The organism is Alphaproteobacteria bacterium LSUCC0719, from assembly GCA_040839025.1.
GTDB lineage: Bacteria > Pseudomonadota > Alphaproteobacteria > Puniceispirillales > Puniceispirillaceae > UBA8309.
The window spans coordinates 501,669-527,380 of the sequence record JBFPJN010000001.1 but is presented as its reverse complement, the minus strand read 5'-3'; the positions used below and the strand labels follow the sequence as shown (position 1 = coordinate 527,380).

Sequence of the window (25,712 nt, the reverse complement as noted above, 5' to 3'; positions counted from 1 at the left end):
ATAGAGCCATGTCTCGCGGCTCTCGGAGCGTGATCAGGTCAACGGTGACGCTTTTGGAACTCGAGGCTTGAACCTCGGAACTCTGTCCACGGATCACGGCCCAGAGCTGTTATCCAGACTGTACCGTGGGTTGGAGTGCTAAGTCTGGGCTTTTGCGAGATACGACACGCCATCATTTAACGCGTTGTCACAGCCAGTCCGCGGACTATGTCAGCGAATTGCCTTGAAGCCCCAGAAAGGGCTTCGTTGGTGCGGGTTGTCAGGCCGATCACCGTATGGAGGGTTGCATGCTCTAACGGCAAGCGTGCGAGTGTGCCATTTTCAATATCCTGCTCTGCAAGACCGGCAGGGGTGAACCAGATCGCCTCGGTCAGCATGGTATGGCGACGTGCAAACCCGTCCCCCAGCGTTTCGATCAGCAGTGAACGCGGCCGGATCCCGGTAGCGAAAAAGAAATCGTCGACCGATTGCCGTACAGTCGAGCCGGTCGGCGTGACGATTATTGGATAGCCAGAGATTTCGCTGGGCGCACTCAATCCTGACGAGGCAAGCGGATGCGAGGCGGAGACAACTGCAACTACGCTTTCCTCATAAAGTTGTTCGAAGGAAAGTCCGGCAGTGTCCCGCGTTATGATCCTGCCAACGATGAGATCCACCTCGCGCGACCTCAGTTTCGCCGCCAGGTCCTCGTAGTGGCCGGTCATAACCCTTATATTGGCTCTGCGGGTCGAGTCGTACATTTGGGCCAGCGCCTCGGGCACCACAGAGCCAGCAGCCGTTGGCAATGCGCCGATGCTCAAGCGCTCTCTCTCGACATCGGTTTCCGTCGCCGATGCAACGGCCTGATTTAAGGACAGAAGGCTTTCGGTGATGTGTTCGTGGAAACGCTCGCCCGCGAGCGTAGGTTTCACGCCCTTCTTGCTGCGCTCCAGCAATCGGACACCGATTTCCGTTTCAAGTTCACGCAGCGACTTTGAGACAGCCGCGGCGGTAACGTGCAAAGCAGATGCGGCACCGGCAAGGCTGCCGACCTGGAGGATCGCAGCGAAAACACGCATATGGCGCAGCCTGACATTGGGTTGGCGGTCCATACATCTCTATCCAATACCTTTTGGTTAACTATGACGTTACCAAAATTCGTTTTACATATCTATTAGGTTTCGTTTGGTTTGATAGACTTGCGTTGTTGATTTGGAATTTTGCCCGCCAAATGGATGATAACAACCTACACGGCCAACTGATCGACACGTCGATACCGCGTCGCATGCCCGAGTTCATAATAGGTGCCTGTCTGCTACTGGTCTTTGTCTCGCTGACAGTTCTACAGGTAGTCACCCGCTATGTGCTGAACGCGCCACTTCCCTGGACCGAAGAGCTGGCGGCGTATCTGTTGATCTGGATGGTGTTCATTGGCGCCATTGGCGTGCACCGGAAGGACACGCATCTGCGTGTCGAAATGCTGGACGAATGGGCGCCGCCTCCCGTGGTCGCCGCCATCCGGCTGATCTACGACATCATTATCTTCGCGGTGCTGGTTCTGCTCGTGAAGTCTGGCTGGGACCTCTATCAGTCAATGCGCTTCGACAAGTTGCCAGCGTTGCGCTGGCCTATCCGCAACATCATCATCATCGCGCCAATCGCCTCGGCCATTATGGTGCTCTACACGATGGGCCACGTCTGGGAGCGGGTCAAATTCCTTATGGGGCGCGAGAATGGATAGCCTGATCCTTTACCTCATCGCCCTAAAGCTCCTGATGCTGTTTTTGGGCTTCCCAATTGCCTTTTCGGCCATCTTCATCTCGATGCTTTACATCTTCATCGAGGGCATCCCCCTGTCGCTTGTGGCGCAGAAGATCTCATTTTCGCTGGCCAATTTCACGCTGCTGGCGATCCCGCTGTTCATGCTAGCTGGAAAGATCACCACCGCCTCGGGCATATCGGACAAGATCTTCGATTTTGCCCTGCGGGTCGTCGGACGCATCCCTGGTGGACTGGGGCACGTCAACATCGCCTCCAGCCTGATCTTTTCTGGCATGTCCGGCTCCGCCCTAGCTGACGTCGCGGGGCTGGGCGAAATCGAGTACAAGGCTATGACGCGCAAGGGCTACGACCCCGACTTCTCGGTAGGGGTGACGCTGGCCTCGTCCGCACTCGGGCCCATCCTGCCTCCCAGCCTGCCGATGGTGGTCTTTGGCGTGGCGTCGGGCGTGTCGATCACGGGGATGTTCGTGGGCGGTATTCTGCCCGCGTTCTTCATCTCCGCAGCCCTGATGACTTACGTGTTTATCATCGGCAGGCGCAAAGGCTATGTCGACCGCAGTTGGGATGGTTGGATCGCCCTGGCGCGGGCCTTTTTCAACGCTCTGCCTGCGCTTATGACCCCGGTTTTGATCGTTGGCGGCATGCTTTCTGGCGTCTTCAGCGCGACAGAAGCAGCAACAGCGGCTGTCCTTTGGATACTCTTCACATCCTTCGTGATCTATCGGCGGCTCAACCTGAAAGGGCTTTACGCGGTGATGTACGAGTCAGTGATCGAGACGTCGCGGCTTCTTTACTTGATCGCATGCGGGCTTTTGCTGGGTTGGGTGCTGACGGACGCGCATCTGCCGCAGATAATCACCGCCTGGACCTCGGAAACCTTTGCATCGCCTTGGGCCTTCTTCCTTTTCGTCATTATCCTGCTGCTAGTTCTGGGTGCGATCATCGAAAACGCCATCCTGATCCTTGTCCTGGCACCGATGCTAACGCCGGTTGCACTCGACCAGTTCGGTATCGAGCCGATCCATTTCGGCGTCTGCGTGGTCTTTGCGATCATGCTGGGGCAGTTCACGCCACCCATCGGGCTTTCGCTTTTCGTGATGCGCGGCATCACCGGATGGAAGCTCGGCCGAGTGTCGCTGGCAGTGGCGCCATTCCTTATCCCTCTGATCTTCAGCCTCGTGATGATGGTGCTGTTTCCTGCCATCACCATGACCATTCCAAAGGCCTTTGGGCTTTGAAGCGGAAACAAACAGGGAGGAACACATGTTTCTGAAAAAAATCGCAATCGGGGCTGCGTTGGCCCTCTCCTTGGCCTGGCTGCCGGCATCGGCTCAGGACGTCACGCTGAAACTCGGCTATGTCGACAAACCGAACCAGCCGCGCGGCATGGGCTTTGCCCGGTTCGCCGAACTGGTGCCGGAGTACACTGGCGGAAGGGTAGCAATCGAGTTGTTCGACAGCGGACATCTGGGCAACGACCGCGAGATGTTCAGCCAGCTTCTGACCGGTGCCATCGACATGGGCAAGCCGAGCTATCCAATTCTGTCCGATGTCATTCCGGAACTTTCGGTATTCCTGGCAGGATATTTCTTCGACAGCTACGACGACCATTTGCGCCTGATCGCGGCCCCGGAGTTTGGCGGTGAATGGAACAAACGCCTGCTGGACGAGGCTGGTCTGCGCATCATCGGCAACAGCTATCAGGGCGTGCGCAACGTCACACTAAACGGCATCCAACCGCGCAGCCCGGCCGATATGGCAGGCGTCAAGCTGCGTGCAGTTCCGAACCCGATGGCGCTGTCGGTTGTCTCGGGCCTGGGGGCCAACCCGACGCCCGTACCGTTCCCAGAACTGTTCCAGGCGCTCAGCCAGAATGTCGTCGACGGGCAGGAAAACCCGCTGCCGACGATCTGGGCCAACAAGTTCTATGAAGTCCAGGATACGCTTGTCCGCACCGACCACCAGCTCGCCAGCGCGCCCGTTATTATCAACGACGCCAGCTGGCAGAAACTGTCGGCCGAGGATCAGGACGGGGTTATCAAGGCACTGAACGAGGCCATGGACTATGCTCAGCAACTCGGCATGGAAATGGAGGCCAATCTGGTCGAAGAGCTGAAGGGCAAGGGCATGACCGTCGTCGAGTTGACCGACGAGGAAAAGGCCGCCTTTCGTGCTTCGGTGCAAGCATCCGTCATGGCCAAATTCGATGGCGAGATCTGGCCCGAGGGCTTTGCCCAGAGCGTAATCGACTTCGCGGCTGTCGAATAGGCTGCGACCAAGAACGCGCAGGGCCGGCCTCTTGCCGGCCCTGTGACTTCCAGTTAACAGCGTGTTTCAAACAGGTTTCCATGCGCACAATTTTTGTTCTTTTTGACTCGCTAAACCGCTCGGCACTCGGATGCTACGGCGGCTCAATTGACACGCCGAACTTTGACCGGTTGGCAGAAAAGAGCGCGGTCTTTGACAATCACTACATCGGTTCAATGCCTTGCATGCCGGCGCGCCGCGACATGCATACCGGCCGACTTAATTTCATGCATCGCAGTTGGGGGCCGCTGGAACCATTCGATGAAAGCTTTGTCTGCAAGATGCGCGAGAATGGAGTCTACACCCATCTGACAACCGACCATAACCACTACTTTGAAGATGGCGGCGCAACGTATCACAACCGCTTCAACAGCTACGATTTTATCCGAGGGCAAGAGAGCGACGCGTGGGTTGCCATGGTTAAGCCGCCGATGGAGCGTTTCCGTGAGACCTATCACGAACGTCAGTTCGGTGGCGCCCGATCGCCCCAGCGCATTCAAGGTATGGTCAACGAAACCCGGTTCAAAGCTGACAAGGATTTTCCGGTCCACCAGTGCTTCGACGCCGCGCTTGAGTTTCTGGAAGTAAACGGTGGAGAGGATAACTGGTTTCTGCAGCTCGAGTGCTTTGACCCGCACGAACCTTTTGCCGCGCCGGAGAGTTTTCGCGAAAATTTCCAGACAAATTACACAGGACCGATCTACACGTGGCCACAATATCGAAATTCTTCGGACGATTCTAATGATGAAATCGCCGAAATCCGCGCCAACTATGGGGCGCTCGTTGCCTTTTGCGATCAGCAATTAGGCCGATTAATCGACTATCTAGATGATCATGACATGTGGACGGACACCTGTGTCGTCCTAACGACCGATCATGGCTTCATGCTGGGTGAGCATGACTGGTGGGGCAAACTCCGGATGCCCTTCTTCAACGAAATCGCCAACATTCCACTTATGATTCACGATCCCCGGGCCTCCGTAAGCCGGGGGGGCAGGGTCAGCGCCTTGACGCAAGTGATCGACTTGGCGCCGACTCTGCTCGATATTTTCGGCCTTGAGCCTAGTGAGCACACACTCGGAAATTCGATGCTTCCGTTGCTACACAACGAGTTCGACAACATCCGAGACTTGGCAATCTACGGCGTCTTCGGTGGCGCGATTAACGCCACGGATGGGCGTTATTCCTATTTCCTGTACCCCGACGACATGGAGGAAAAACCGATCTTCGAATACACGCTAATGCCAATGCATTCGACCAGCCTGTTTGAAGTGCGTGAGTTGGAGCGCGCCGAACTGGTGCGCGGGTTCAATTTCACCAAAGGCGTCCCCTTGTTGAAGGTCCCAGCCCTGAAGGATGCCAAACGGCCGCCGATGCAGGGCGGCGGTTTTGCTGATACGAACACATGCCTTTACGATCTATCGACCGATCCTAGGCAGGACAGCCCTTTCCGCAATTCAGAAATTGAGGGCCGTTTCCTTCAAGCAATCACACAAGAACTGCATCTGCAGGATGCGCCGGGTGAGTTGTTTGAAAGATTCGGACTGAAGACCGCTGGGTGACATCACACCGGTCCCGTGGTATGCAGCGGAACATGATAATGCCCACGATGGACTTCAAGATCGTAAATCTGCCCAAAGCTCAACCCCTTGTGGCCTTCCTCTGCCCATGTGTATGCACATGGGCAATAGGTGCAACGCACCTGAAACACACTAGGTGAGACGATATATTCCCCCCCGGAACACATAGGCCAAGGTGTTTGGGTTTCGTTTCTGCATGGTCTCGAACCACGTTTCAAAGTTGAGCGGTTTGCCTTCTGCTAAGTCCGCGTGACGCATGCCCTGCGCGTTCGAGCCCGAAGGCATAGAGTGCCTCACGCAGCACTTTTTCATCAGTGGCATCGAAGCGGTCCAATAGAGCCTTACCCGTATACATCGTCATAGAAGCGAAATTGCCAAGCGTCGAGCGGGGACAGGCCGATGCATGTGGCAGGGTCGGCGAGCGTGTCGCTCGGTGTAGCCTCTGCCCAGTTGGCGGTGTCGCCGGAATAGGCGACTTCAACAGCGCGCCTGTTCAGGCTGATCTTCACTTCTCCGTCAAACCCTTCGGCAACCCCTGAGAAGACCGCGTTCCAGTATCTTTGCAACAGATCAGTGGAGGTGCTGACAGGGCCATATTCGTCGCGTGGGATGCGGCTGAGTTTGGCAGTAAATGCCTGCGGTGAACCCGTCACCTTCATACATTCGCCATCTGAGGCCAGCATCAGATCGGCCACGTCCCAGGCCTTAGCTAATAATTACTGAAAGCCGAGTTGAAGGATGGGGACTCACATTGGATGTTGGGGGCATACTAATTTACATCTTTGTTTCGGGGGATGATTTTGAGCCACTCCGCCTCTGCCCATCCATCACCCTCCCAAGGTCCGAGCAACAGCCACCCCGAACCTACGCCTCACCCCCTCGACCCAATTCGATTCAGATCTAGCAACCAACCCAAGTAACCCCAGTTCGGCGACCGAGAGGCACGAGCCGCGAAGCTTGAACCTCGAGATGCTGTCCAAGATCCGCGGCTCAAGGTCCGTGGACCACGGACCTTTTTGCTTGGGCCTTGGAACTCGGACCATGGTCGAGGGTTCAGGCAAGGTTGCAGGTAAGGTTTTGACAGTTGACCTGTAAGGGCGGCTTGCTAAGCTATTGATATAGCTGGAATCAGTTACTGGATGGCGCCACGGATAGGCATCGAACCCCGTCCCGGGGAGCCAGCCTTCTTCTCACATCTTCAGATATGGTCAAATGGTCTGGCCGCGCCTGGACAGGATGGCGCGCGCTAACCGCCAAACGTCCCGCGTAAACCGCTGGTAACCCCATCTTGACGTTCACCAAGCGAACAATCTGCTGTTACCCGCTGGAACGCCGCCGCCCTGAACATTGTCCCGCTATACTCCACCTGATCATAACGTGAATCCAGCGCCAGCGTCAGCTGCTCGCCCTCTTTGATCTTCAGCTGGACCCGGTCGCCGGAAAATCGAAACCGGCGCCCCGTAGACACCTGCTCAACCGCAAAATAGCGATCCGGCACTTCACAATTGTTAACAAGAACGACCTCTGCAGTGATCATTCTGGCCGGCGCATTTGACACCGATATTTGCATCACCAGATAGGCGACGACAGCCACCACTATCGGGACGCCAAGGAACAGATGTTTCTTCACTTGGGCACCATATTCACAAAAACAGACACGCTGTTCTGACTAGCGTATTCCTCCCCATATCGCCAGCGTGAAGACATCGCACCACCGAGCATTACCGTACACCCCATCCATAGGAAGACCCAGATCCGCCCGGAGTGTCTGAGCAGACAGAAAAAAAGGCCCTCTCGATTGGGGATGTGCGAGAGGGCCTTGCAAAGTCTCTAACGGAGGAATCGAGACAATGGAGGTGTAACACAGCCTCTGATGCACAACAGATCAATGATTTGCCAATGATGATGCAATTTTTGCACCAGCCTTTTGAAAGGGCCATAATGCTGCAAATTTAACCTGAAATTGTACCAACTATTGGGCCGGCAATTGACCTGACCAATTTAGCACCGTTTGGCGTGTTATCTTTTTAACCAGGACTGTTGCCTATGCCCTCCAAATCGGCTAGACGAGGCGCTGTGACATTGGTCTGGCACCGTCTGCGCTTTCGACAGGCCCGACCATCACGCCCCAAGGAGAGGTGCCGGAGTGGTTGAACGGGGCGGTCTCGAAAACCGTTGTGGGCGCAAGTCCACCGAGGGTTCGAATCCCTCTCTCTCCGCCATACATTCTTTACAGTTCATTACAACGCATGGCGTGCCCCATGCATGTCCCTGTTTTCAGGGCTTGGTTCCGATAGATGACATCCGCCACGCCACCAGGCGGTGACTATTGTCCAAAACGTTTCGCCGAATAGCCTTTGAGGCTGACATTCGGGCGATCACCACATACAAGCTGCGCAACCAATTCGCCAGAGGCCGGCGACATCATCAGGCCAAAATGCGAATGGCCGAAATTGGTGAACAGTCCCGGTTGGTCTTCAATCCTGTCGATCATCGGCAGGCTGTCGGGAAATGATGGTCTGCATCCAGTCCATAGTGACACATTGTCTGTCTGCAGATCGGGAAAGGTCGCCTTGGCAAGGCGAATAAACAATTTTTCCCGGCGTTTCGAGGGCGGCGCATCCGGCGGTGCGAATTCAGCGTGGCCTGCCACACGCACCCCGCCTTCCATGCTGCTGGCAATGAATTTCGCATCCGCATCCATGACCGAATTATTCAACTCGATACCAGGTGTCGCAAACTCGGCGTGATAGCCCCGTTCTGATATCAGGGGAACCTTGAACCTGATGTCCGGCAGCAAATCCGCACTCCAGGCTCCCAGACACATCACGATGCGGTCTGCCCGATGATCGCCATCCTCGCAATGGATGATCCAGCCTGTTTCGGTCCGTCGAACACGCCTGATATTGGCCTTGATGAAGCTGGCGCCCATTCTGGCCGCCTTGTCCGCAAGGACAGTCGCCAGCCGGCCCGGCGAACGCACCCTCGCCGTTCCCTTGACCAGCATGCCCGCCTTGAAGTCGGAACTGACAGCCGGCTCAAGCCGTGACAGCTCGTCTTGGCCCAGAACCTCCATCTCGGCGCCCTTCTCAGCCCGAATTCTGTAATCAAGTGAGTCCAATGCCGGTTTGCTGCCATCGCGAAACAGCTGTAGATACATCGTGTCCACAAGCAGTCCCTCGTGCCCGGTCCCGTTCAGATGTTTTCTGAAAAGGTCAATTGAGGGTCCACAGAGATTGGCCATCGCGTCCGATGCCGCGCGGACCCGATCCTCTTGTCCCTGGTGCAAGAAGCGTGCGCCCCAGGACAGCATCTTCAGGGCATATCTTGGATGAATGGACAGTGGGCGGGCATAGCCCATCATCAACTTCGGTATAGTCTGCCACATTCCCGGTAATGATTGCGGGATGAACGAGACTGGCGAGACGACTCCCGCATTGCCATAGGACGTTGCCTGCCCGGGATCACCACGGTCAATCAACGTGACGGGCACGCCGCGCTCCAGCAAAGACAGCGCTGTACAGATTCCAACGATGCCAGCGCCAAGAACAATGACCGGCGTTGACGGGTCTGGCGGTCGCATGGCTTCCACGTCAGGCCATCACCCGGTTGTCGTCCGCCGCGCGTTTTATTTGCCAATGGTCGCGGAAGCGATACCACCGTACCACTGATGGCAAGAACCACGGCTTGCCGAAATACAGTGGCCGCGTCGGAAATTGCAGATTGTCGAAAGCTGTCGCGCCTTCCGGGTTGCCGACAAGTTGCTGGCCAAGACGCATGCCAAGGTAACTGGCCATCCCGATTCCGGATCCACAATAGCCCATTGCGTAATAAAGCCCCGCATGCTGGCCAAGATGGGCCAGTGTGTCGAAGGTAAAGGCAACCTTGCCTGTCCATGAATGGGTATAGCCGTAATCTTTCAGCTCGGGAAAGATCCTGCACATGTCATGATGCAGCTTGGGACCGCTGATCGCGGGATTCGTTTCATCAGCCGACACCCGGCCACCAAACAGGATCCGGCTGCGATCCGGCGACGGACGGTAGTAATAGATGACCTTGCAGGTATCACTGGCCACACGGTCGGTGGGAAACAATTTGTCAATGAGCGCTTTTGGCAGAGGATCGGTTGCGATCATGTAGGTGCCGATCGGAATGACCCGTCGCTGAAGCCACGGCACCAGATCGGTTGTATATCCATTGGTCGCGATCACAACATTTTCAGCCCTGATGTCACCTTGCGGCGTGGTCACGACAAAGGCTTTGCCCTCGCGCCCGATGTTCAGGGCCGGACAGTTATCGGTGACCGCAACACCGGCCCTTTTCGCAAGATCAAGCAATCCGCTGTAGTATTTTGCCGGATCCAGCGACGCATGCTGTTTCAGCACAACACCTCCAAAATAGGCGTCTGTTCCCAGCTCTGTGTGCTGGTTGGCGCGGGAGACCACTTCAAAGGGCACATCCTCCTCACGGCCAAGTCTCTCGGTATCGCGGACAAGGGCATCAAAATGTGCAGGCGTATGCGCGGCATGAAATCTGCCGCAACGCTGATAGTCACAGTCCAGCCCCTCGGACTTGATAAATGAGCCAACCCATTCCAGTGACCGGTATCCCTCATTCCGGATCGCTCTGGCACGGTCGGCGCCATAGCGGCGAGTAAGCGCAACCAGCGAGGGCTTTATGCTTGGACTTATCTGCCCTCCATTTCGCGTGCTGCACCCCCAGCCCAATTCATGCATATCGATGATCTGGGTCGTGCGACCGTCACGCGCAGCCGCAATGGCGGCATGCAGACCGGTATATCCAGCGCCGATCACCGCCACATCAACCTTGGTCATGGGGAAGGTGCTTGTCGGAGACAGCGCGGCGATGCCGTCATGCCAATAGACGTTGCCTGCACCGGAATTGGCCGCCCCTGCAGCCCGTACAACATGTCTCGACATTATCGTTCCTGGCACCTGATCACTTGAAGGCTAACTTAATTAGAACCCTGATCCAGCGGTCTTCGTCAAATGAAACCTTGGCGATAACCGATTTGTATGTTTACGATAACTTAAACAACAAGAGATGGGGAGAAAATGATGAGATCTCTGTTCAAGATGAAGACCGTTGCCATCGCCGCTGCCGCAGTGGGATTTGCCAGCCTGTCGACGGCAAGCCTCGCTGAGGACACACTTCGCATTGTGTCCTGGGGTGGTGCCTACCAGAAAGGCCAGTCGGTTGGTATTTTCCAGCCTGCAGCCAAGGCTATGGGTATCAATGTAAAGGAAGATACCTACGGCGGCATTTCCGACGTCAAGCTTATGGTCAAGTCCGGCGCGGACAAGTTTGACATTTTCTCCAGCGGCGCTGGTGGCTGTGCGTCCGGTGGTGCCGAGGGCATCCTGGAAAAGCTTGACTACTCAGTGATCGACGTCAGCAACCATCTGCCGGGCATGTACAGCGATTATTGTGCCGGCGCGGATATTTTCTCTGTCGTCGCCGCGTGGAACACCGACACCTATGGTGACAATGGTCCCCGGTCCTGGGCCGACTTTTTCGATGTAGAAAAATTCCCCGGTACCCGCGCGATGCGCGCCAAGGTGGATGCACAGCTTGAAGCCGCCCTGCTTGCGGACGGCGTTCCGATGCAAGACGTCTACAAGGTGCTTGACAGTGAGGAAGGCATCGATCGCGCTCTCGACAAGATCAGGTCGATCAAGCCACACATCGCTGTCTGGTGGACATCGGGTGCGCAGCATGCACAGCTGATGAAAGATGGCGAAGTCGACATGACAACAGGCTGGAATGGCCGTTTTGATGTCGCCAAGCAGGATGGCGCAAAAGTGTCCTATGACTGGAAAACAGGCATCATGGACTGGGAAGGCTACGGCATTCCAAAGGGGGCCAAGAACAAGGATCTGGCGATGAAGTATATCGCCGAGATGATGAAGCCTGAATATATGGCCGAGTTCGCCAAATACATCACTTATGGACCGACCAACAAGAAGGTCTATGAACTCAACCTGATGGAAAAGTCCCGGGCACTTCAGATGCCTTCGCATCCGGACAATGCCAAGCATCAGTTGACTCTGCGGACAGAGTGGTACGCCAAGTGGAGAACCATCGCTGCCGAGAAATATACTGAAATGATGACTGAATAGGTCGTCTTGTGTTGGAGGGTGGCAATCACCCTCCAACAGCCTTTTGTTTCCGAAAATTTTGTTCCAGCCGATAGACGCTATTCATTCCATGGCGGTGCCTTGATCCATGACAGACAGTTCACTTAACATTTCGATCCACGACGTAACGAAGACCTATGGCGACTTTTATGCGCTGAAGAATGTGAGCCTTGAGGTCACTTCCGGGGAGTTCCTGACATTGCTGGGGCCTTCAGGGTCGGGCAAGACGACGTTGCTTATGGTCCTTGCCGGCTTTACCAGCCCTGACTATGGCAGTGTCAAATTCGGTGACGAGGAAGTCATCCTGAAGCCGCCTCACCTGCGCGGCATTGGTATGGTGTTCCAGAACTATGCGCTGTTCCCGCATATGAACGTGGCGGAAAATGTCGGCTATCCCCAAAAGCTGCGCGGCGTCAGCAAGGAAGATACACGAAAAAGTGTCGACGAGGCGCTGGCCACCGTCAAACTGGACGGACTTGGACATCGCCGCGTTGATGAACTGTCCGGTGGTCAGAGGCAGCGCGTTGCGCTGGCACGCGCCATCGTTTTCAAGCCAAAAATCCTGCTGATGGACGAGCCTTTGTCCGCTCTCGACAAGAAGCTGCGCGAGGAAATGCAGATCGAGCTGCGACAGCTTCACGACAGCTTGAACATGACCACTGTCTATGTGACCCATGACCAGAAAGAAGCGCTGACGATGTCGGACAGAATTGCCGTCATCAATGACGGGCAATTGATGCAGCTTGGTACGCCCAACCAGATTTATCAAAGTCCGAACAACGCCTTCATCGCAGATTTTATCGGCGAATCAAGCTTGCTGCCGGCAACAGTCAAAAATGGCGTTGCCAGCATCGGGTCGTCAAAATTGCAGGTCGCCAGCAAACTGGAAAAGGATGGCGATTTCCTGCTGGTCATTCGCCCGGAAAAGCTGTTCATTGCCGGTACCAAAGCCCGCGATACCAATCATTTTCAAGGTGTGGTCGAGGATTCGATCTTTCAGGGCGAAAGCCAGCTGATGGTCATTAAACTGGACCCCAAGACATATGGCGATCAATCACTGCGCATGAGGCTGCCAAACAGCAGCGTGGCCCAGGACGAATTGCCGGGCATTGGCGAGAAAATCACCGTCGGTCTGAAGGTTGTCGACAGCTATTTTGTGGAACAGGCAGATGTCGGCGCTTGAACAGAATGTGAATGAAGCAGCGCTGAGCCAGTTTGCGCGGCGCGAGCATTATACCTTTTTCGGCCTGACCCTGCCCTATCTGGTTCTGGTCGGGGCGATGATCATCATCCCGATTGGCTGGCTGTTCTTCCTGTCCTTTATCGGCAGAGACGGATCCTTCTCGTTCGAAAATTACGAACGGATGATGAATTCGAAGGCCTATATCCGTATTTTTGTGACCACCTTCAAAATCAGCATGCTGACGACATTGTTCTGCGCGCTGCTTGGCTATCCGCTGGCATATTTCATGTCACAGATACCTCGAAAATGGGCCAATATCTGTATGATTGGCGTACTGATCCCATTCTGGACAAGCCTACTTGTGCGGACATATGCATGGCTGGTCCTGCTGCAGAAAAAGGGTCTGGTAAACAGTATCGCCATTGATCTTGGCCTGATCAGCGAACCGATCAAATTTGTACACAACACCTCGGGGACATTGATCGGCATGGTGCACATCATGCTGCCGTTCCTGATCCTGCCGCTATATGCCAATATGCGAGCCATAGATCCGCATTGCGTCAAGGCAGCTGCAAGTCTTGGTGCGACACCGACACGTGCTTTCTGGACGGTGTTTTTCCCACTCAGCATCCCCGGCCTGCTCGCAGGACTACTGATTGTTTTCGTGCTGTGCCTTGGTTTCTATGTCACGCCAGCGGTTCTCGGTGGTGGCAAGGTCATCATGGCGGCAATGAAAATCTCCAGCAATATCGAGCTTTATTTCAGCTGGGGTGCGGCAAGTGCGCTTGGCGTGGTACTGCTGGTTGTCACCATGGTGATACTGTACATCGCATCAAAACTGGTCTCGCTGGATCAGTTCGGCCAGCGGAGCTAGATCATGGGTGTTCTCGACAGACAGGTCTCCGACACGCAGATCAAGCTTCGCAGCCGACTTTGGCTATACATCTTTTCGGTGGTTGTGCTGTTTCTGCTGATCGTGCCGTCGCTGATTGTGATTCCGATGTCATTTTCCGACAGCCAGTATCTGGAATTCCCGCCGAAAGACTGGTCTTTCCGCTGGTATGAGAACTACTTCTTCTCGTGGAAAGTGGAAAACGGCTTCAATGACTGGATGGCCGCAACGCGCACCTCTCTGCTGGTCGCCGTCCTGACGATTTTCGTGGCGACACCGATCGGCACTCTGGCCGCCTATGGCCTGGCCAACAGCACCTCACGGCTTCGCGCGGTTCTGTTCCCGATCATGATCTCACCAATGATGGTACCGATCATCCTTGTTGCCATCGGACTGTTCTATTTTTATGTCCAGTTCAAGATGGTAAACAGCATCATCGGCCTGGTTCTCGGCCATTCGCTTGTGGCCATGCCGCTGGTTCTGATCATCGTCATGTCAGCCCTGAAAAATTACGACATGAACCAGGAAAAGGTCGCCCGCTCTCTTGGTGCCAGTCGGCCCCGCGCCTTTGTTGAAATCACGTTGCCACAAATCAAGTTTTCGCTGATCTCGGCATCGCTGATCTCATTTCTGACGTCGTTTGACGAGATCATCATCTCGCTCTTTGTCTCGGGTGGTGACAATTCGACAATCACGCGGAGCATGTTTCTGGCATTGCGTGATCAGATTGATCCAACGATTGCAGCCATCTCGACAATCCTCATCATCATTTCATCAGGCTTGTTGATTGTCTCGCAGATGCTGGGCAGCAAGAGCCAATAGCCGAGGCGTCAGCCCCCTCACCGATGCTGCCTAGCTGTGATGTGCGCCTTCACCCGGACTGGTTCCGGCTGTTTGGCACCACAAGACAATCGACGGCAAAGATCCCGTCTGCGCTGCAGATCAATGGATTGATATCAATTTCGGAAATCGCATCGTCAAGCGCAGCCACCATTTGCGAAAACCGAACAATCTGTGCCACCACAGCCTCCATGTCGGCTGGTGGCTGGCCGCGATATCCTGCAAACAGCCCGGCAATACGCAATTCTCCAATCAAATGCCGTGCCTCAACTGCCGCGACTGGTGCAAGTGCGGCAACCTTGTCAGCCAGAAATTCGATCATCACACCACCGGCTGACACGATCATTACGGGACCGAAACCGGGGTCATAGATGGCACCAAGCGAAAGTTCGATGCCGGATGGTGCCATCTCCATCACCAGAGCGCGTGGTCCCAGTCGATCCGCCATGTCCAGATAGGCAGCCCTTGCCTCATCCGCTGTGCTGATATTGAGCATGACACCGCCAACATCGCTTTTGTGGGCATGGTCCTCGGCGGTTTTCAGAACCACCGGAAATCGGAGTGTTGGCAGCGCCGGGTCAAGGTCGTGAACATTACCAACCCTTGCCATCGCCGGCGTGACAAGCCCGAAATCGGCAAGCATCGCGAGGCCTTCCGATTCTGCAAGCGGCTGATTGCCACCAAGGCGGGAGCGCCACTGCTTTACCACCTTGTCGTCGAATTCCACACTGCGGGGGCCATCCGCACATATTTTTGCATGGCGGTCACGATAATCTCTGTCATTCATGACATGGCGTATGGCAAGCAAGGCGTTTCGTGTCCCGCGCAGCAACGGTACCCCTGCCTGTCGCAGCCTGATGGCAAGATCCCTGTCGTCAGCCATCGAATAGTTGGACACCAGCGCCAACGGCTTGTCGGTCATTCGTGCCGCGTTCATCACAGCCCTGCTGTAGCTTTCCGCATAGGCGTAGTTGTCTCGGGGGTTTGACATGAACAGGCCGAGGCTGACATTCGGGTCATTGACCAAGGTGGAAATCAGCATCGAAAACCGGTTTTCAAGGTCATTATGCGTGCCATAGGCATCAAGCGGATTTTCGGCCACCAATCCGGGTTCAAGATGCGCCGCCAGCGCCGTGCAGGTGGCCGGCTCCAATGTCGCAAACTCAATGCCGTAATCCTCGGCAATATCGACAATCAGCTCGCGTTCGCCGCCGGAATCATGAATTGTACCCAGATGCCCACCCGCCGGTTTGCGCGGGGACTCGAACATGGCCAGAGTCGCCGCCATTTCGTCCATATCCGCAACACGGTGAACACCGTAGGACCTGAACACCGCCTCATAGACCGCATCATTGCCGGCGATCGCCCCGGTGTGCGAAACCGCCATCTGGGCACTTTTTGCGGTCCGGCCAACCTTCAACACCACCACCGGAATTCCTCGCTCATGGGCAACCGCAAGCACGCGCAAAAATCCGGCAGGATCGCGGATTGTTTCGACAAACAGACCGATGACCCTGGTCTCTGGCTGATACAACGCCCAGTCCATGTAGTCGACAAGGGTGGTGACAAGTTCCATGCCGGTGGACACCACCAGCGTAAACCCAAGCCGTCTGTCGTTATGCGACAGCGCACCAAAGGCCGAACCAGACTGTGCAACCCATGCGATGCCGCCCTTCTGCAACCCTTCGGGTGATGCGGCGCTGGCAACCCGCAGGCCGACAGTCGGTGTATAGAAACCCATACAGTTCGCACCACAGAGCGACATGCCCGCCGCCACGGCCTTTTCGGCAATACGGGCTGGCAAGGCCGGGTTTTCATCATCATCCAGATAGCAGGAGGCGAAGATGGTTGCCGCCTTTATGCCAAGCTCAATCGCCTGATCAAGGATGGCCTCGACAAACCTGCTGGCGACCCCGATGACCACATGGTCCGGCACTTCAGGCAGGGCGGCAAGATCGGGATAGCATGGCGCACCGTCAAGTTCCGTGAGGCGCGGATTTACCGGATATATGTTTCCCTCAAAGCCGTCGATCCGGCACATCGCCAGCATCGCCGCGCCGGTGGTGTCCGGACGGTCTGACGCGCCGACAAAGGCGATTGACCGGGGACGAAGAAGAGGGTCAAGAGGGTGTTGTGTCATGCCGTCGCCACACCAGAAATTCTATCTACCATAAACGCTCATAAAACGGCGTTCGTCCAGCACCCTTTGCGCAGAATCCGTCACTCAGCCGAAATTTTACATACCCTTGTTGCGTGCGGCTTGTTAGCCTCGGACACTAGGCCCAAACAAGGATCCGTTCGATGTCAGATCAAAGCCCAGTTAACACCCGCATTGATGGCCGTATCGGAATCCTGACCCTGAACCGACCCCAGGTGATGAATGCCTTCAACAGCGCACTTATCGAGGCGACAAACAAGGCCATGACCGCTTTCATGAAGGATGACACGGTACTGGCAATCATCGTGCATGGCGAAGGCCGATGTTTTTCTGCTGGCTTCGATATGAAAGAAAGCGCTGCCCGCGGGATCAGTGGTGAAGATGAATGGCGCGAGGTTCTCACCAACGATTTCGATTTCATCATGCAGTTCTGGAACGCGCCAAAACCGACCATCGCAGCCGCGCATGGCTATTGCATTGGCGGCGCTATGGAACTGCTGATGGCATGCGACCTTGCCGTTGCGGCGGAAACCACATTGTTCGGAGAGCCGGAGGTGCGGTTTGGATCGGGCATTGTGGCCATGCTTGCGCCCTATGTGATCGGCCCCAAACAGGCCAAGGAGCTGTTGTTGACCGGCAATGACCGGATTCCGGCACAACGGTGCTTCGAGATGGGAATTCTGAACCGTGTGGTCGCAGATGGTGAAGAGATGGATGCGGCAATGGAGCTGGCACACCAGATCGCCAGTGCCGCCCCGCGTTCGGTGCAAATGACCAAGGCCGCCATTCACCGCGCCTATGAGTTGGCGCAGATGCGAACCGCCCTGCTCGACGCACTGGAAACCGACATTCGTATCGAAGCTGACGAGTCACCCGAAAGAGTGGAGTTCAACCGCATTCGCACCGAACAGGGCCTGAAGGCAGCACTGGCATGGCGGGACAGTCGCGTGTAACCGTCAGCACCCGTTTGGACTAGCTTTCGCTCGACCTTGCCCACAGATTGATCCCAGATTCGACGGCATATGTGTCGATTTCAGCCAGTTCAGCCGCGCTGAAATCCAGATTGTCCACCGCGCCGACACAATCGATCACCTGTTCAGGTTTTGAGGCACCGATCAGAGCTGATGTGACGCCGTTGCCCCGCAAAACCCAGGCAATCGCCATCTGCGCAAGGGTTTGCCCTCGACGTTCAGCAATCTCATTGAGTTTTCTGATGTTCTTCAACGACTCCTCATTCAGGAATTCGGGAAGAAATGATTTGCCCTGGGTGGCGCGACTGCCCTTTGGCTGCCCTTTCAGATATTTGTCGGTCAGCATCCCCTGTGCAAGCGGGGTAAAGGCGATAGACCCGATGCCCAGTTCATCCAGTGTATCCAGAAGACCATCGCTCTCCACCCACCGGTTCAACATGTTATAGCTTGGCTGGTGGATCAGGCATGGCGTTCCGAGATCATTGAGAATGGCAGCGGCCTGACGGGTTTTTTCAGAATTATAGGACGAAATTCCCACATAGAGCGCCCGTCCCGACCGCACGATATGATCCAGTGCCGCCATGGTTTCTTCAAGAGGGGTATGGGGATCCAACCGGTGCGAATAGAAAATGTCGACGTAATCAAGCCCCATCCGCTTCAGGCTTTGGTCACAGGATGCGATCAGATATTTCCGGCTTCCCCATTCACCATAGGGGCCCGGCCACATGTCATAGCCGGCTTTCGACGAAATGATCATCTCGTCACGATAGGGTGCGAAATCCGTTCGCAGAATGTCCCCGAATGCGGTCTCGGCACTGCCATAGGGAGGGCCGTAATTATTCGCCAGATCAAAATGTGTGATGCCAAGGTCAAACGCGGTGCGGCAGATGGCCTGTTTTGTGTCATGCGGCGTGTCGCCCCCAAAATTATGCCAGAGCCCCAGGGACACGGCTGGCAATTTCAGACCGGATCTTCCAAGCCGGCGATAGGGCATCCTGTCGTAACGAGTCTCAGCCGCAAGCCACATGATCAAACCTCTCTTTTCCAAGTCCGTATTTCCGGGTGGACGGTGACATCACACCACCCCGACACACATAATCATAGACCATCAGCCATCAAGAAAACAAATCCCGATCAGAGGCTTACCTTCCTTAACGGGCAACATTCTGCCGGCTGAACCCTGCCTGAAAGCGTATCCGGTGCTGACGGAATGAAGGTGGCGGGATCACACCACAACTCGGACCTTTCCTAATCGACACACACATTGTAGGTTGCCGCTGGGCTTCACAGCCCCCTCACCTGCATAAAGATCAACCCTCGTGCCCCAAGAGAGATCGATGGCGCCCATTCTTTCCATTCGCGACCTGCGAAAATCCTATGACAACGGCGCTGAAGCGCTGAAAGGCATAACGCTTGATATCGAGGAAGGAGAGGTTATTGCCCTTCTTGGCCCGAACGGAGCCGGCAAGACGACGCTGATCTCGACCATTTGCGGATTGATCCGTCCAACCAGTGGCAGCGTTACCGTCAATGGATACGATATTGTCAGGGACTATCGGAAGACACGCTCTCTGATCGGGCTGGTGCCGCAGGAAATCATGCTGGAGAGCTTTCAGAAGGTAAAGGATGCCCTTCATCACTCGCGTGGCCTGTTCAACAAGTCCCGTGACACCGCCCGTGTCGATACCCTACTGAAGAAACTGTCCCTGTGGGACAAGCGTGACGCCCAGAATATGACACTGTCCGGCGGCATGCGGCGGCGTGTGATGATTGGCAAGGCGCTGAGTCATGAACCGCGGATCCTGTTCCTTGACGAGCCAACGGCCGGCGTTGATGTCGAATTGCGCAAGGAAATGTGGGACATCGTCAGCGAGCTGAAGCAGGACGGCGTCACCATCATCCTGACCACCCACTATATCGAAGAGGCCGAAGCCATAGCCGAACGTGTCGGCGTCATCAATGGTGGTGAGTTGTTGATTGTCGAGGACAAGGACACCCTGATGCGCAAGATGGGATCGAAAACCCTGCGAATTGATCTTCAGGATCCGATCGAGACAATTCCGGCTGCGTTGGCAGAATATAACCTTACGCTGGAAGGGGACGGTGGGACATTGTTCTACACCTATGATTCCAGTGAAAAACGGACCGGCATCACCCGCCTGCTCGCGGCGGTAAATACAAGTGGGCTGCGTATCCGCGATGTCCAGACATCGCAAAGTTCACTTGAAGATATCTTTGTCAATCTGGTGCGGGAGTGACGCTATGAACCTTCACGCAATGAAAGCAATATATGTCTTTGAAATGGCAAGGACATTCCGCACAATCGTGCAGAGCATCGTATCTCCGGTCATTTCGACATGTCTATATTTCGTCGTCTTCGGAACGGCGATCGGATCGCGTATAGAACAGGTGGACGGCGTCGCCTACGGATCGTTCATTGTGCCGGGACTGATCATGCTATCGGTGCTGATGCAAAGCCTGACCAACGCCTCGTTTGGAATCTATTTTCCAAAATTCATGGGCACAATCTATGAGCTGATGTCAGCGCCGGTATCCCCTTTTGAAGCAGTGGTCGGATATGTCGGCGCTGCGGCAACAAAATCACTGATGATCGGCCTGATCATTCTTGGCACGGCACATCTGTTTGTTCCCATCAAGATTCTGCATCCCGTATGGATGCTGTCCTTTCTGGTTCTGACCTGCGTGTCCTTCGCGATGTTCGGCTTCATCATCGGCATCTGGGCCAAGAATTTTGAGCAGTTGAATCTCATACCGATGCTGATTATCACCCCACTCGTGTTCCTTGGAGGCAGTTTCTATTCGATCGATATGCTGCCACCGATCTGGCAGAAAATCTCGCTGTTCAACCCTGTTGTCTATCTTGTATCGGGGTTCCGATGGGCCTTCTTTGGCACAGCCGATGTTGCTGTCGCCATCAGCCTCGGAGCGGTATCCGGGTTCATGCTCGCATGTCTGGCCGTCATCTGGTGGATCTTCAAGACAGGATATCGACTGAAATCCTGAATTGTCAGCACCTGAATGGGTATCAACGATGCGCCGGGTGGTGACGCCGAGATTGAATGCCTGCCAAGCTGTGTTGGCGAGGGCGCCAAATACCCGCCAATCACCGCCGGTGGCCATATTCGCGCGAAAATCGAGGCATCTCATAAAGGCTGATGTTTGGCCTGTATGACCAATACCCTGACCAATGGACTATTCATCAACCGATGATTGCATTACGATGCTGACGCAATACCACTTGTCGAAGTTCAGCATGCGTTTTGGTGGGGCCCCTTTATCAACATGTCATCGTCAAGCGCCCAGACTGAAACAATAGAACGGCTGTTCGCGGCATATAGCAAACAGGGCATCAAAAAGGACAAGGCCATAAAGCTGATCGCCTCGTCATTGGGACTGCCACGAAAACAGGTGCTGGAAACCCTGCAGAAGCCTAATGGCAATGATGACTAGCCATGACAGAAACGCGCGATGTTGTGATTATTGGTGGCGGGGCGGCCGGCCTGATGTGTGGTCGCGTTGCCGGCCGCAGGGGTCGCTCGGTTCTGATACTTGATCACGCCAGCAAACCAGCGGAAAAGATTCGAATTTCCGGGGGTGGGCGCTGTAATTTCACCAATCTGCATTCCAGTCCTGCCGCCTTTCTGTCCAACAATCGGCATTTCTGCAAATCGGCCTTCACCAATTACACACAAGACGACTTCGTACAGCTTGTTACACAGCACCAGATTGCGTTTCATGAAAAGAAACTTGGTCAGCTATTCTGTGATGACAGTGCCCAGCAGATCATCGATATGCTGCTGGCCGAATGTCATGATGCCGGCGCAGAGCTTCGCCTGAATACCGCTGTAAACAAGGTCGAGGCCACGGATGATGGCTATCTTGTCCATACTGCCGGTACCACGATCTCGTGCCAGTCACTTGTCATCGCCACCGGTGGATTGTCGATCCCGAAGATCGGTGCAACACGGTTCGGATACGACCTTGCCAGACAGTTCGGGTTGAAGGTCACCGCGGTCAAACCGGCGCTTGTTCCCCTCACCTTTCAGGCGGATTTCCTGACCAGATGCCGGGCGCTGTCCGGCCTGTCAGTCGATGCCGAGGTTCAGTATGGCAAGACGATGTTCCGTGAAGGGCTGCTATTCACGCATCGGGGCCTGTCCGGCCCCTCGATACTGCAAATCAGTTCCTATTGGGAGGAAGGCAAGGCCATCCAGATCAATCTTCTTCCGGACATTGACCTTGCCGGATGGCTGATCGCCCGCAAGACGGATACACCACGACAGGAAGTGCTGACAGCCTTGAGTGAATTGCTGCCACGCCGTCTGGCAGCCGACATTCTGGACGAAATATCGGTTTCAGGACGTCTTGCCGACCAGCCGAACGCAGCCTTGAACAGGCTGGGTGAGCGAACCAACCGGTGGTATGTCACCCCGAGCGGGACCGAAGGCTACCGCACTGCCGAGGTCACGCTTGGCGGCGTCGATGTCGGCGAGCTGTCATCAAAGACAATGGAAGCACGCTCACAGCCCGGCCTGTTCTTCATTGGAGAGGTTGTTGACGTAACCGGCCATCTTGGTGGCTACAACTTTCAATGGGCCTGGTCTTCAGGCTTTGTCGCCGGCGAAGCCGCCTAGCCTGCTCATCCCGTCTGACGCGACAGCCATTGATCAAGCGCCTGGGAAAACCGTCCACGGTCCGCCTTTGAGAAAGGTTTTCCCTTTCCCTGATAAAAAGGATCGGCAGCGCGCATATCCGCCATCAGGTCGCGCGTCGCCAGAATCCCTCCAATGTTCGCAGTGGTAATCGGACTGCCATCCGGACGCAACACGGCTGCGCCGTTTTCGACTGTTCGTGCAGCAAGCGGAATGTCATTGGTAATCACGATATCATGCGGCGTCACATTGTCGGCGATCCAGATATCGGCAGCATCGGGTCCATCATCGACAACAACAAGGTCAATCAATGGATGCTGGTTTGGCCTGATCCCACCATTGCAGACCATAACCGCACGCCGCCCATGACGTATCGCAACCGTGACGATTTCGTCCTTTACCGGACAGGCATCGGCATCAACATAAATCATGGTCATCGGCTGACCTTCCTTGATTGTCCGCATCCACGACAGCGCGATGCGATGAGATACGATCAGATACGTCATCCTGAACGCCGCATTCGGTCCGCTGGCCGGGTCAGCGCTTGATGTACCCTGATCGCGGAATTCACCGCAAGAGCCATGATATCGCCATTTTGGGTGGCAAGGCACCTGTTCATATGGCTAGGCTGATCAACCGGACTGCGCCACATATGCAGGTCATCACTTTCAGGATTCAGCCAGACAGGACGACAATGAACAACACCGGATCAGCCGACAAGCTAGATAAAATTACGGCGGCGCGCCTTACCACCTTCAGCAACGCAGTCCTGACAGAGGCTGGCGCAGAAGAGCCGACAGCCCGCGATGCCACGCGCGCGATGCTTCATGCCAGCCTTCATGGCGTTGACAGTCATGGCTTCAGACTGCTGCCACATTACCGGAAAGCCATCCTTGGCGGCAGGGTGAATGGAACTCCCGCCATGACCTTTACCGCGACAAGACATGGGTCCGGAACACTGGATGCCGATCACGCCCATGGCGCGCGCGCTATGTATCAGGCCGCTGCCCACGCCAGCGAAATGGCGCGCGAATCCGGGATAGCGGCTGTCGGCATTCGCAACAGTTCGCATTTTGGGGCAGCTGGTGCCTATGCACTCGACCTCGCCGAAAGGGGGTTTGGTGCATTAGTGTTCGGCAATTCGGACAGTCTGGTCCGGCTGCATGATGGTGCGGTTCGCTATCACGGCACCAACCCGATTGCGGTTGGGTTTCCAGCCGACGGCAATCCTTGGCTTCTCGACATGGCGACAAGCTCGATCCCCTGGAACCGTGTTCAGCTTTACCAGTCTCTTGGTGAAACCCTGCCGGTCGGCATCGCCTCTGACGCATCGGGAGCAGATGTGACAGACCCGAACACAGCCGACATGCTGGCACCTCTTGGCGGTGCCTTCGGATTCAAGGGAGCCGGGCTTGGCGGCGTTGCCGAGATTTTCTCGGCAGTCATGACGGGCATGCGGATTTCACCTGAACTCATGTCGATGGATGATCCGGATATGTCCACACCGCGTCATCTTGGCGCCTTCATCATCGCGCTGGATCCATCCGCCTTTGTGGCAGCAGAAATCTTCAGCGCCGGGATGCGCAATTACCTGTCGTCGCTTCGCAACAGCCCGCCACGGGAGGGCGCGCGTGTCATGGCACCGGGCGACCGTGAATGGGACGAGGCAGACCGCCGCCGGGTTGACGGCATTCCTATTGATCCGGCAACACAGCATGCCTTTGATGATATTTCCGGCATGACGGGTATCGCACTCTAGCACCGGGTCAATTGTGATGCGTCACGACCCGTCGGCACCGGAGCCATTGGCTGACAGGACACCCCCAACGATCACGGCGCATGCGCCAAGCGTTTCATCAAGGCAACTCAGACTGGCCGGCCGCCCCGGCTCGATTCGTCCATGACTGTCCGCAAGACCTAGAATATTGGCCGGGATCCCGCTTGCCATATCAAGCGCCTCGGCAAGCGATACGCCCGCCCTCGTCACCATTGTCCGGACAGCCTCGTCCAGACCAAGATGCGCGCCGCCAAGCGTGCCATCATCAGCTTGCAGACGACCGTCGATCAGGCTGACCTGCCTGCCGGCGACACTGAAGGAGTCAAGGGTGCTACCATAGCTCGACATGCTGTCCGAAACAAGGCACAGCCGCCCCGACATCAGGCGTGCCGCAAGTGCCAGATTGTCAGGATCAACGTGATGACCATCCGCGATAATGCCGGCCACCAGCCTATTGTCTATGAACGCCGCCCCGACGACACCAGGCTCGCGGGCGGTGATCTGTGAACAGGCGTTGAAGAGATGCGTCACCCCCCGCAGCCCATGATCAACAGCCCGGGACATTTCTTGGGCGCTGGCATCGGTATGGCCGGCAAACAGGATGATCCCTGCGTCGTGAAGCTGTTGGAGATGCGCCGGTGTCGCCTCTTCCGGTGCCAGTGTCAGCATCACACGACCGGCAAATCCTCCGGCAAATGCGCACAGTCTGGCAACATCATCGTCAGTCATGGGCCTGATCGCATCAGGAGGATGGATACCCGGCTTTTTCCGTGACAGGAAGGGGCCTTCAAGATGAATGCCCAGGATTTCAGGGCCATCCCATGCCGCAACCGCATCAAGCGCGGCCATGTAAGAGGTGCCGGGCGCGGTAATGAAGGTTGGCAGAAGATGGCAGGTACCCCCCTTGCCTGCCGCTGCCGCCATGCAGGCCAGTGTCGGCATATCGGGCGTGTCATTGAACATCGCCCCACCGGCCCCATTGATCTGCAGATCGATAAATCCCGGAGCCACAATCTCAAAATGGTGAAACGCCGCCGGACCATCCGCTGCATCACGCACGTCGGCAAGCGGCAGAATGCGGCTGATCACGCCGTCACTGATTTCGATGATCTGATCCAGAAGCGGCGCTTCGCCGCCACCGGGAAACAGTCTGTTTGCCTGTATCCGATAGCTGGCGTGAATATTGGGGTCATCCGGTGTCATTCTTGGTGCCATGATCTGTAGCGTCCTGTTGTTCTGGTATGGCGTACAGTCAGCCGCCGGTCAATTCCCACCAGCCAAACACCACCGGCCAACCACCAGCCAACCACCAGCCAACCACCGGCCAACCGCCGGGACAACTCCTGCACAGGATCAAGGCAAATCTGGCCATGAAATGCGGTCGAGCCTGTCCATTCTTCCTATCAGGACTA

24 protein-coding genes and 1 tRNA gene are annotated in these 25,712 nt (G+C 55.8%); 16 read left to right on the top strand and 9 right to left on the bottom strand.

What is annotated here, in order from left to right:
• Positions 1–176: 176 nt before the first annotated feature.
• Positions 177–1,091: a LysR substrate-binding domain-containing protein gene (locus AB3X55_02515; protein MEX0502452.1), complete on the bottom strand. Its 915-nt coding sequence runs from the start codon at positions 1,089–1,091 to the stop codon at positions 177–179.
• A gap of 119 nt (positions 1,092–1,210) precedes the next feature.
• On the opposite strand from AB3X55_02515, the gene AB3X55_02510 reads away from it, so the two are divergent.
• From AB3X55_02510 to AB3X55_02495, 4 genes are all read left to right on the top strand, one after another.
• Positions 1,211–1,720, top strand: coding sequence for a TRAP transporter small permease (locus AB3X55_02510; GenBank protein ID MEX0502451.1), 510 nt, complete (start codon positions 1,211–1,213; stop codon positions 1,718–1,720).
• Complete coding sequence (locus AB3X55_02505; GenBank protein MEX0502450.1) at positions 1,713–2,999, top strand: TRAP transporter large permease; 1,287 nt, start codon at positions 1,713–1,715, stop codon at positions 2,997–2,999. Before AB3X55_02510 ends, AB3X55_02505 begins: the two co-directional genes overlap by 8 nt.
• A 25-nt stretch (positions 3,000–3,024) precedes the next feature.
• A complete protein-coding gene (locus tag AB3X55_02500; protein MEX0502449.1) occupies positions 3,025–4,029 on the top strand; it encodes a TRAP transporter substrate-binding protein in 1,005 nt (334 codons plus the stop codon).
• 80 nt (positions 4,030–4,109) lie between these two features.
• Positions 4,110–5,630, top strand: a complete 1,521-nt coding sequence (locus AB3X55_02495; GenBank protein MEX0502448.1) for a sulfatase — start codon at positions 4,110–4,112, stop codon at positions 5,628–5,630.
• A 359-nt stretch (positions 5,631–5,989) separates the two neighbouring features.
• Here the strand turns inward: AB3X55_02495 and AB3X55_02490 are convergent, their stop codons facing one another.
• A complete protein-coding gene (locus AB3X55_02490; GenBank protein ID MEX0502447.1) occupies positions 5,990–6,343 on the bottom strand; it encodes a hypothetical protein in 354 nt (117 codons plus the stop codon).
• Positions 6,344–6,894: 551 nt separating this feature from the next.
• Positions 6,895–7,278 carry a hypothetical protein gene (locus tag AB3X55_02485; protein MEX0502446.1) on the bottom strand — a complete coding sequence of 128 codons (384 nt, stop codon included), beginning with the start codon at positions 7,276–7,278 and terminating at the stop codon, positions 6,895–6,897.
• A 502-nt stretch (positions 7,279–7,780) separates the two neighbouring features.
• On the opposite strand from AB3X55_02485, the gene AB3X55_02480 reads away from it, so the two are divergent.
• Positions 7,781–7,870, top strand: a tRNA-Ser gene (locus AB3X55_02480).
• Positions 7,871–7,974: 104 nt separating this feature from the next.
• Here AB3X55_02480 and AB3X55_02475 read toward each other — a convergent pair.
• Together AB3X55_02475 and AB3X55_02470 are read right to left on the bottom strand one after the other, a co-directional pair.
• Positions 7,975–9,231 (bottom strand): NAD(P)/FAD-dependent oxidoreductase, encoded by a 1,257-nt coding sequence (locus AB3X55_02475; protein ID MEX0502445.1) that lies wholly within the window; start codon positions 9,229–9,231, stop codon positions 7,975–7,977.
• A 10-nt stretch (positions 9,232–9,241) separates the two neighbouring features.
• Positions 9,242–10,588 (bottom strand): NAD(P)/FAD-dependent oxidoreductase, encoded by a 1,347-nt coding sequence (locus tag AB3X55_02470; protein MEX0502444.1) that lies wholly within the window; start codon positions 10,586–10,588, stop codon positions 9,242–9,244.
• A 138-nt stretch (positions 10,589–10,726) separates the two neighbouring features.
• On the opposite strand from AB3X55_02470, the gene AB3X55_02465 reads away from it, so the two are divergent.
• The 4 genes from AB3X55_02465 (at position 10,727) to AB3X55_02450 (ending at position 14,703) form a co-directional block, all read left to right on the top strand.
• On the top strand, positions 10,727–11,788 hold the full coding sequence (locus AB3X55_02465; GenBank protein MEX0502443.1) for a polyamine ABC transporter substrate-binding protein: 1,062 nt from the start codon (positions 10,727–10,729) through the stop codon (positions 11,786–11,788).
• Positions 11,789–11,894: 106 nt separating this feature from the next.
• Positions 11,895–12,989, top strand: a complete 1,095-nt coding sequence (locus AB3X55_02460; GenBank protein ID MEX0502442.1) for an ABC transporter ATP-binding protein — start codon at positions 11,895–11,897, stop codon at positions 12,987–12,989.
• Entirely contained in the window at positions 12,976–13,863 is an 888-nt protein-coding gene (locus AB3X55_02455) for an ABC transporter permease (GenBank protein MEX0502441.1), read from the top strand. Before AB3X55_02460 ends, AB3X55_02455 begins: the two co-directional genes overlap by 14 nt.
• Positions 13,864–13,866: 3 nt before the next feature.
• On the top strand, positions 13,867–14,703 hold the full coding sequence (locus tag AB3X55_02450) for an ABC transporter permease (GenBank protein ID MEX0502440.1): 837 nt from the start codon (positions 13,867–13,869) through the stop codon (positions 14,701–14,703).
• Between the two features lie 49 nt (positions 14,704–14,752).
• On the opposite strand, the gene AB3X55_02445 is transcribed toward AB3X55_02450, so the two are convergent.
• The gene (locus AB3X55_02445; GenBank protein ID MEX0502439.1) at positions 14,753–16,861 is read right to left on the bottom strand and encodes an acetate--CoA ligase family protein; all 2,109 of its coding nucleotides are present in this window, start codon (positions 16,859–16,861) and stop codon (positions 14,753–14,755) included.
• A gap of 161 nt (positions 16,862–17,022) precedes the next feature.
• Between AB3X55_02445 and AB3X55_02440 the strand changes: the two genes are divergently transcribed.
• The gene (locus AB3X55_02440; GenBank protein ID MEX0502438.1) at positions 17,023–17,832 is read left to right on the top strand and encodes an enoyl-CoA hydratase/isomerase family protein; all 810 of its coding nucleotides are present in this window, start codon (positions 17,023–17,025) and stop codon (positions 17,830–17,832) included.
• A 19-nt stretch (positions 17,833–17,851) separates the two neighbouring features.
• Here AB3X55_02440 and mgrA read toward each other — a convergent pair whose 3' ends face one another.
• Positions 17,852–18,880, bottom strand: coding sequence for an L-glyceraldehyde 3-phosphate reductase (gene mgrA, locus AB3X55_02435; GenBank protein MEX0502437.1), 1,029 nt, complete (start codon positions 18,878–18,880; stop codon positions 17,852–17,854).
• 307 nt (positions 18,881–19,187) lie between these two features.
• Here mgrA and AB3X55_02430 point away from each other — a divergent pair, with 307 nt between their 5' ends.
• The 5 genes from AB3X55_02430 to AB3X55_02410 all read left to right on the top strand — a co-directional run bounded on the left by AB3X55_02430 (position 19,188) and on the right by AB3X55_02410 (position 22,505).
• Complete coding sequence (locus AB3X55_02430) at positions 19,188–20,108, top strand: ABC transporter ATP-binding protein (GenBank protein ID MEX0502436.1); 921 nt, start codon at positions 19,188–19,190, stop codon at positions 20,106–20,108.
• Between the two features lie 4 nt (positions 20,109–20,112).
• Positions 20,113–20,874 (top strand): ABC transporter permease, encoded by a 762-nt coding sequence (locus tag AB3X55_02425; GenBank protein MEX0502435.1) that lies wholly within the window; start codon positions 20,113–20,115, stop codon positions 20,872–20,874.
• A gap of 15 nt (positions 20,875–20,889) precedes the next feature.
• On the top strand, positions 20,890–21,027 hold the full coding sequence (locus AB3X55_02420) for a hypothetical protein (protein ID MEX0502434.1): 138 nt from the start codon (positions 20,890–20,892) through the stop codon (positions 21,025–21,027).
• A gap of 126 nt (positions 21,028–21,153) precedes the next feature.
• Positions 21,154–21,321 (top strand): hypothetical protein, encoded by a 168-nt coding sequence (locus AB3X55_02415; protein MEX0502433.1) that lies wholly within the window; start codon positions 21,154–21,156, stop codon positions 21,319–21,321.
• A gap of 2 nt (positions 21,322–21,323) precedes the next feature.
• Positions 21,324–22,505 (top strand): NAD(P)/FAD-dependent oxidoreductase, encoded by a 1,182-nt coding sequence (locus tag AB3X55_02410; protein MEX0502432.1) that lies wholly within the window; start codon positions 21,324–21,326, stop codon positions 22,503–22,505.
• A gap of 5 nt (positions 22,506–22,510) precedes the next feature.
• On the opposite strand, the gene AB3X55_02405 is transcribed toward AB3X55_02410, so the two are convergent.
• Positions 22,511–22,954 carry a YaiI/YqxD family protein gene (locus AB3X55_02405; protein MEX0502431.1) on the bottom strand — a complete coding sequence of 148 codons (444 nt, stop codon included), beginning with the start codon at positions 22,952–22,954 and terminating at the stop codon, positions 22,511–22,513.
• Positions 22,955–23,217: 263 nt separating this feature from the next.
• On the opposite strand from AB3X55_02405, the gene AB3X55_02400 reads away from it, so the two are divergent.
• On the top strand, positions 23,218–24,282 hold the full coding sequence (locus AB3X55_02400; protein MEX0502430.1) for an Ldh family oxidoreductase: 1,065 nt from the start codon (positions 23,218–23,220) through the stop codon (positions 24,280–24,282).
• A gap of 21 nt (positions 24,283–24,303) precedes the next feature.
• Here the strand turns inward: AB3X55_02400 and nagA are convergent, their stop codons facing one another.
• The gene (gene nagA, locus AB3X55_02395; GenBank protein MEX0502429.1) at positions 24,304–25,515 is read right to left on the bottom strand and encodes an N-acetylglucosamine-6-phosphate deacetylase; all 1,212 of its coding nucleotides are present in this window, start codon (positions 25,513–25,515) and stop codon (positions 24,304–24,306) included.
• Positions 25,516–25,712: the final 197 nt, after the last annotated feature.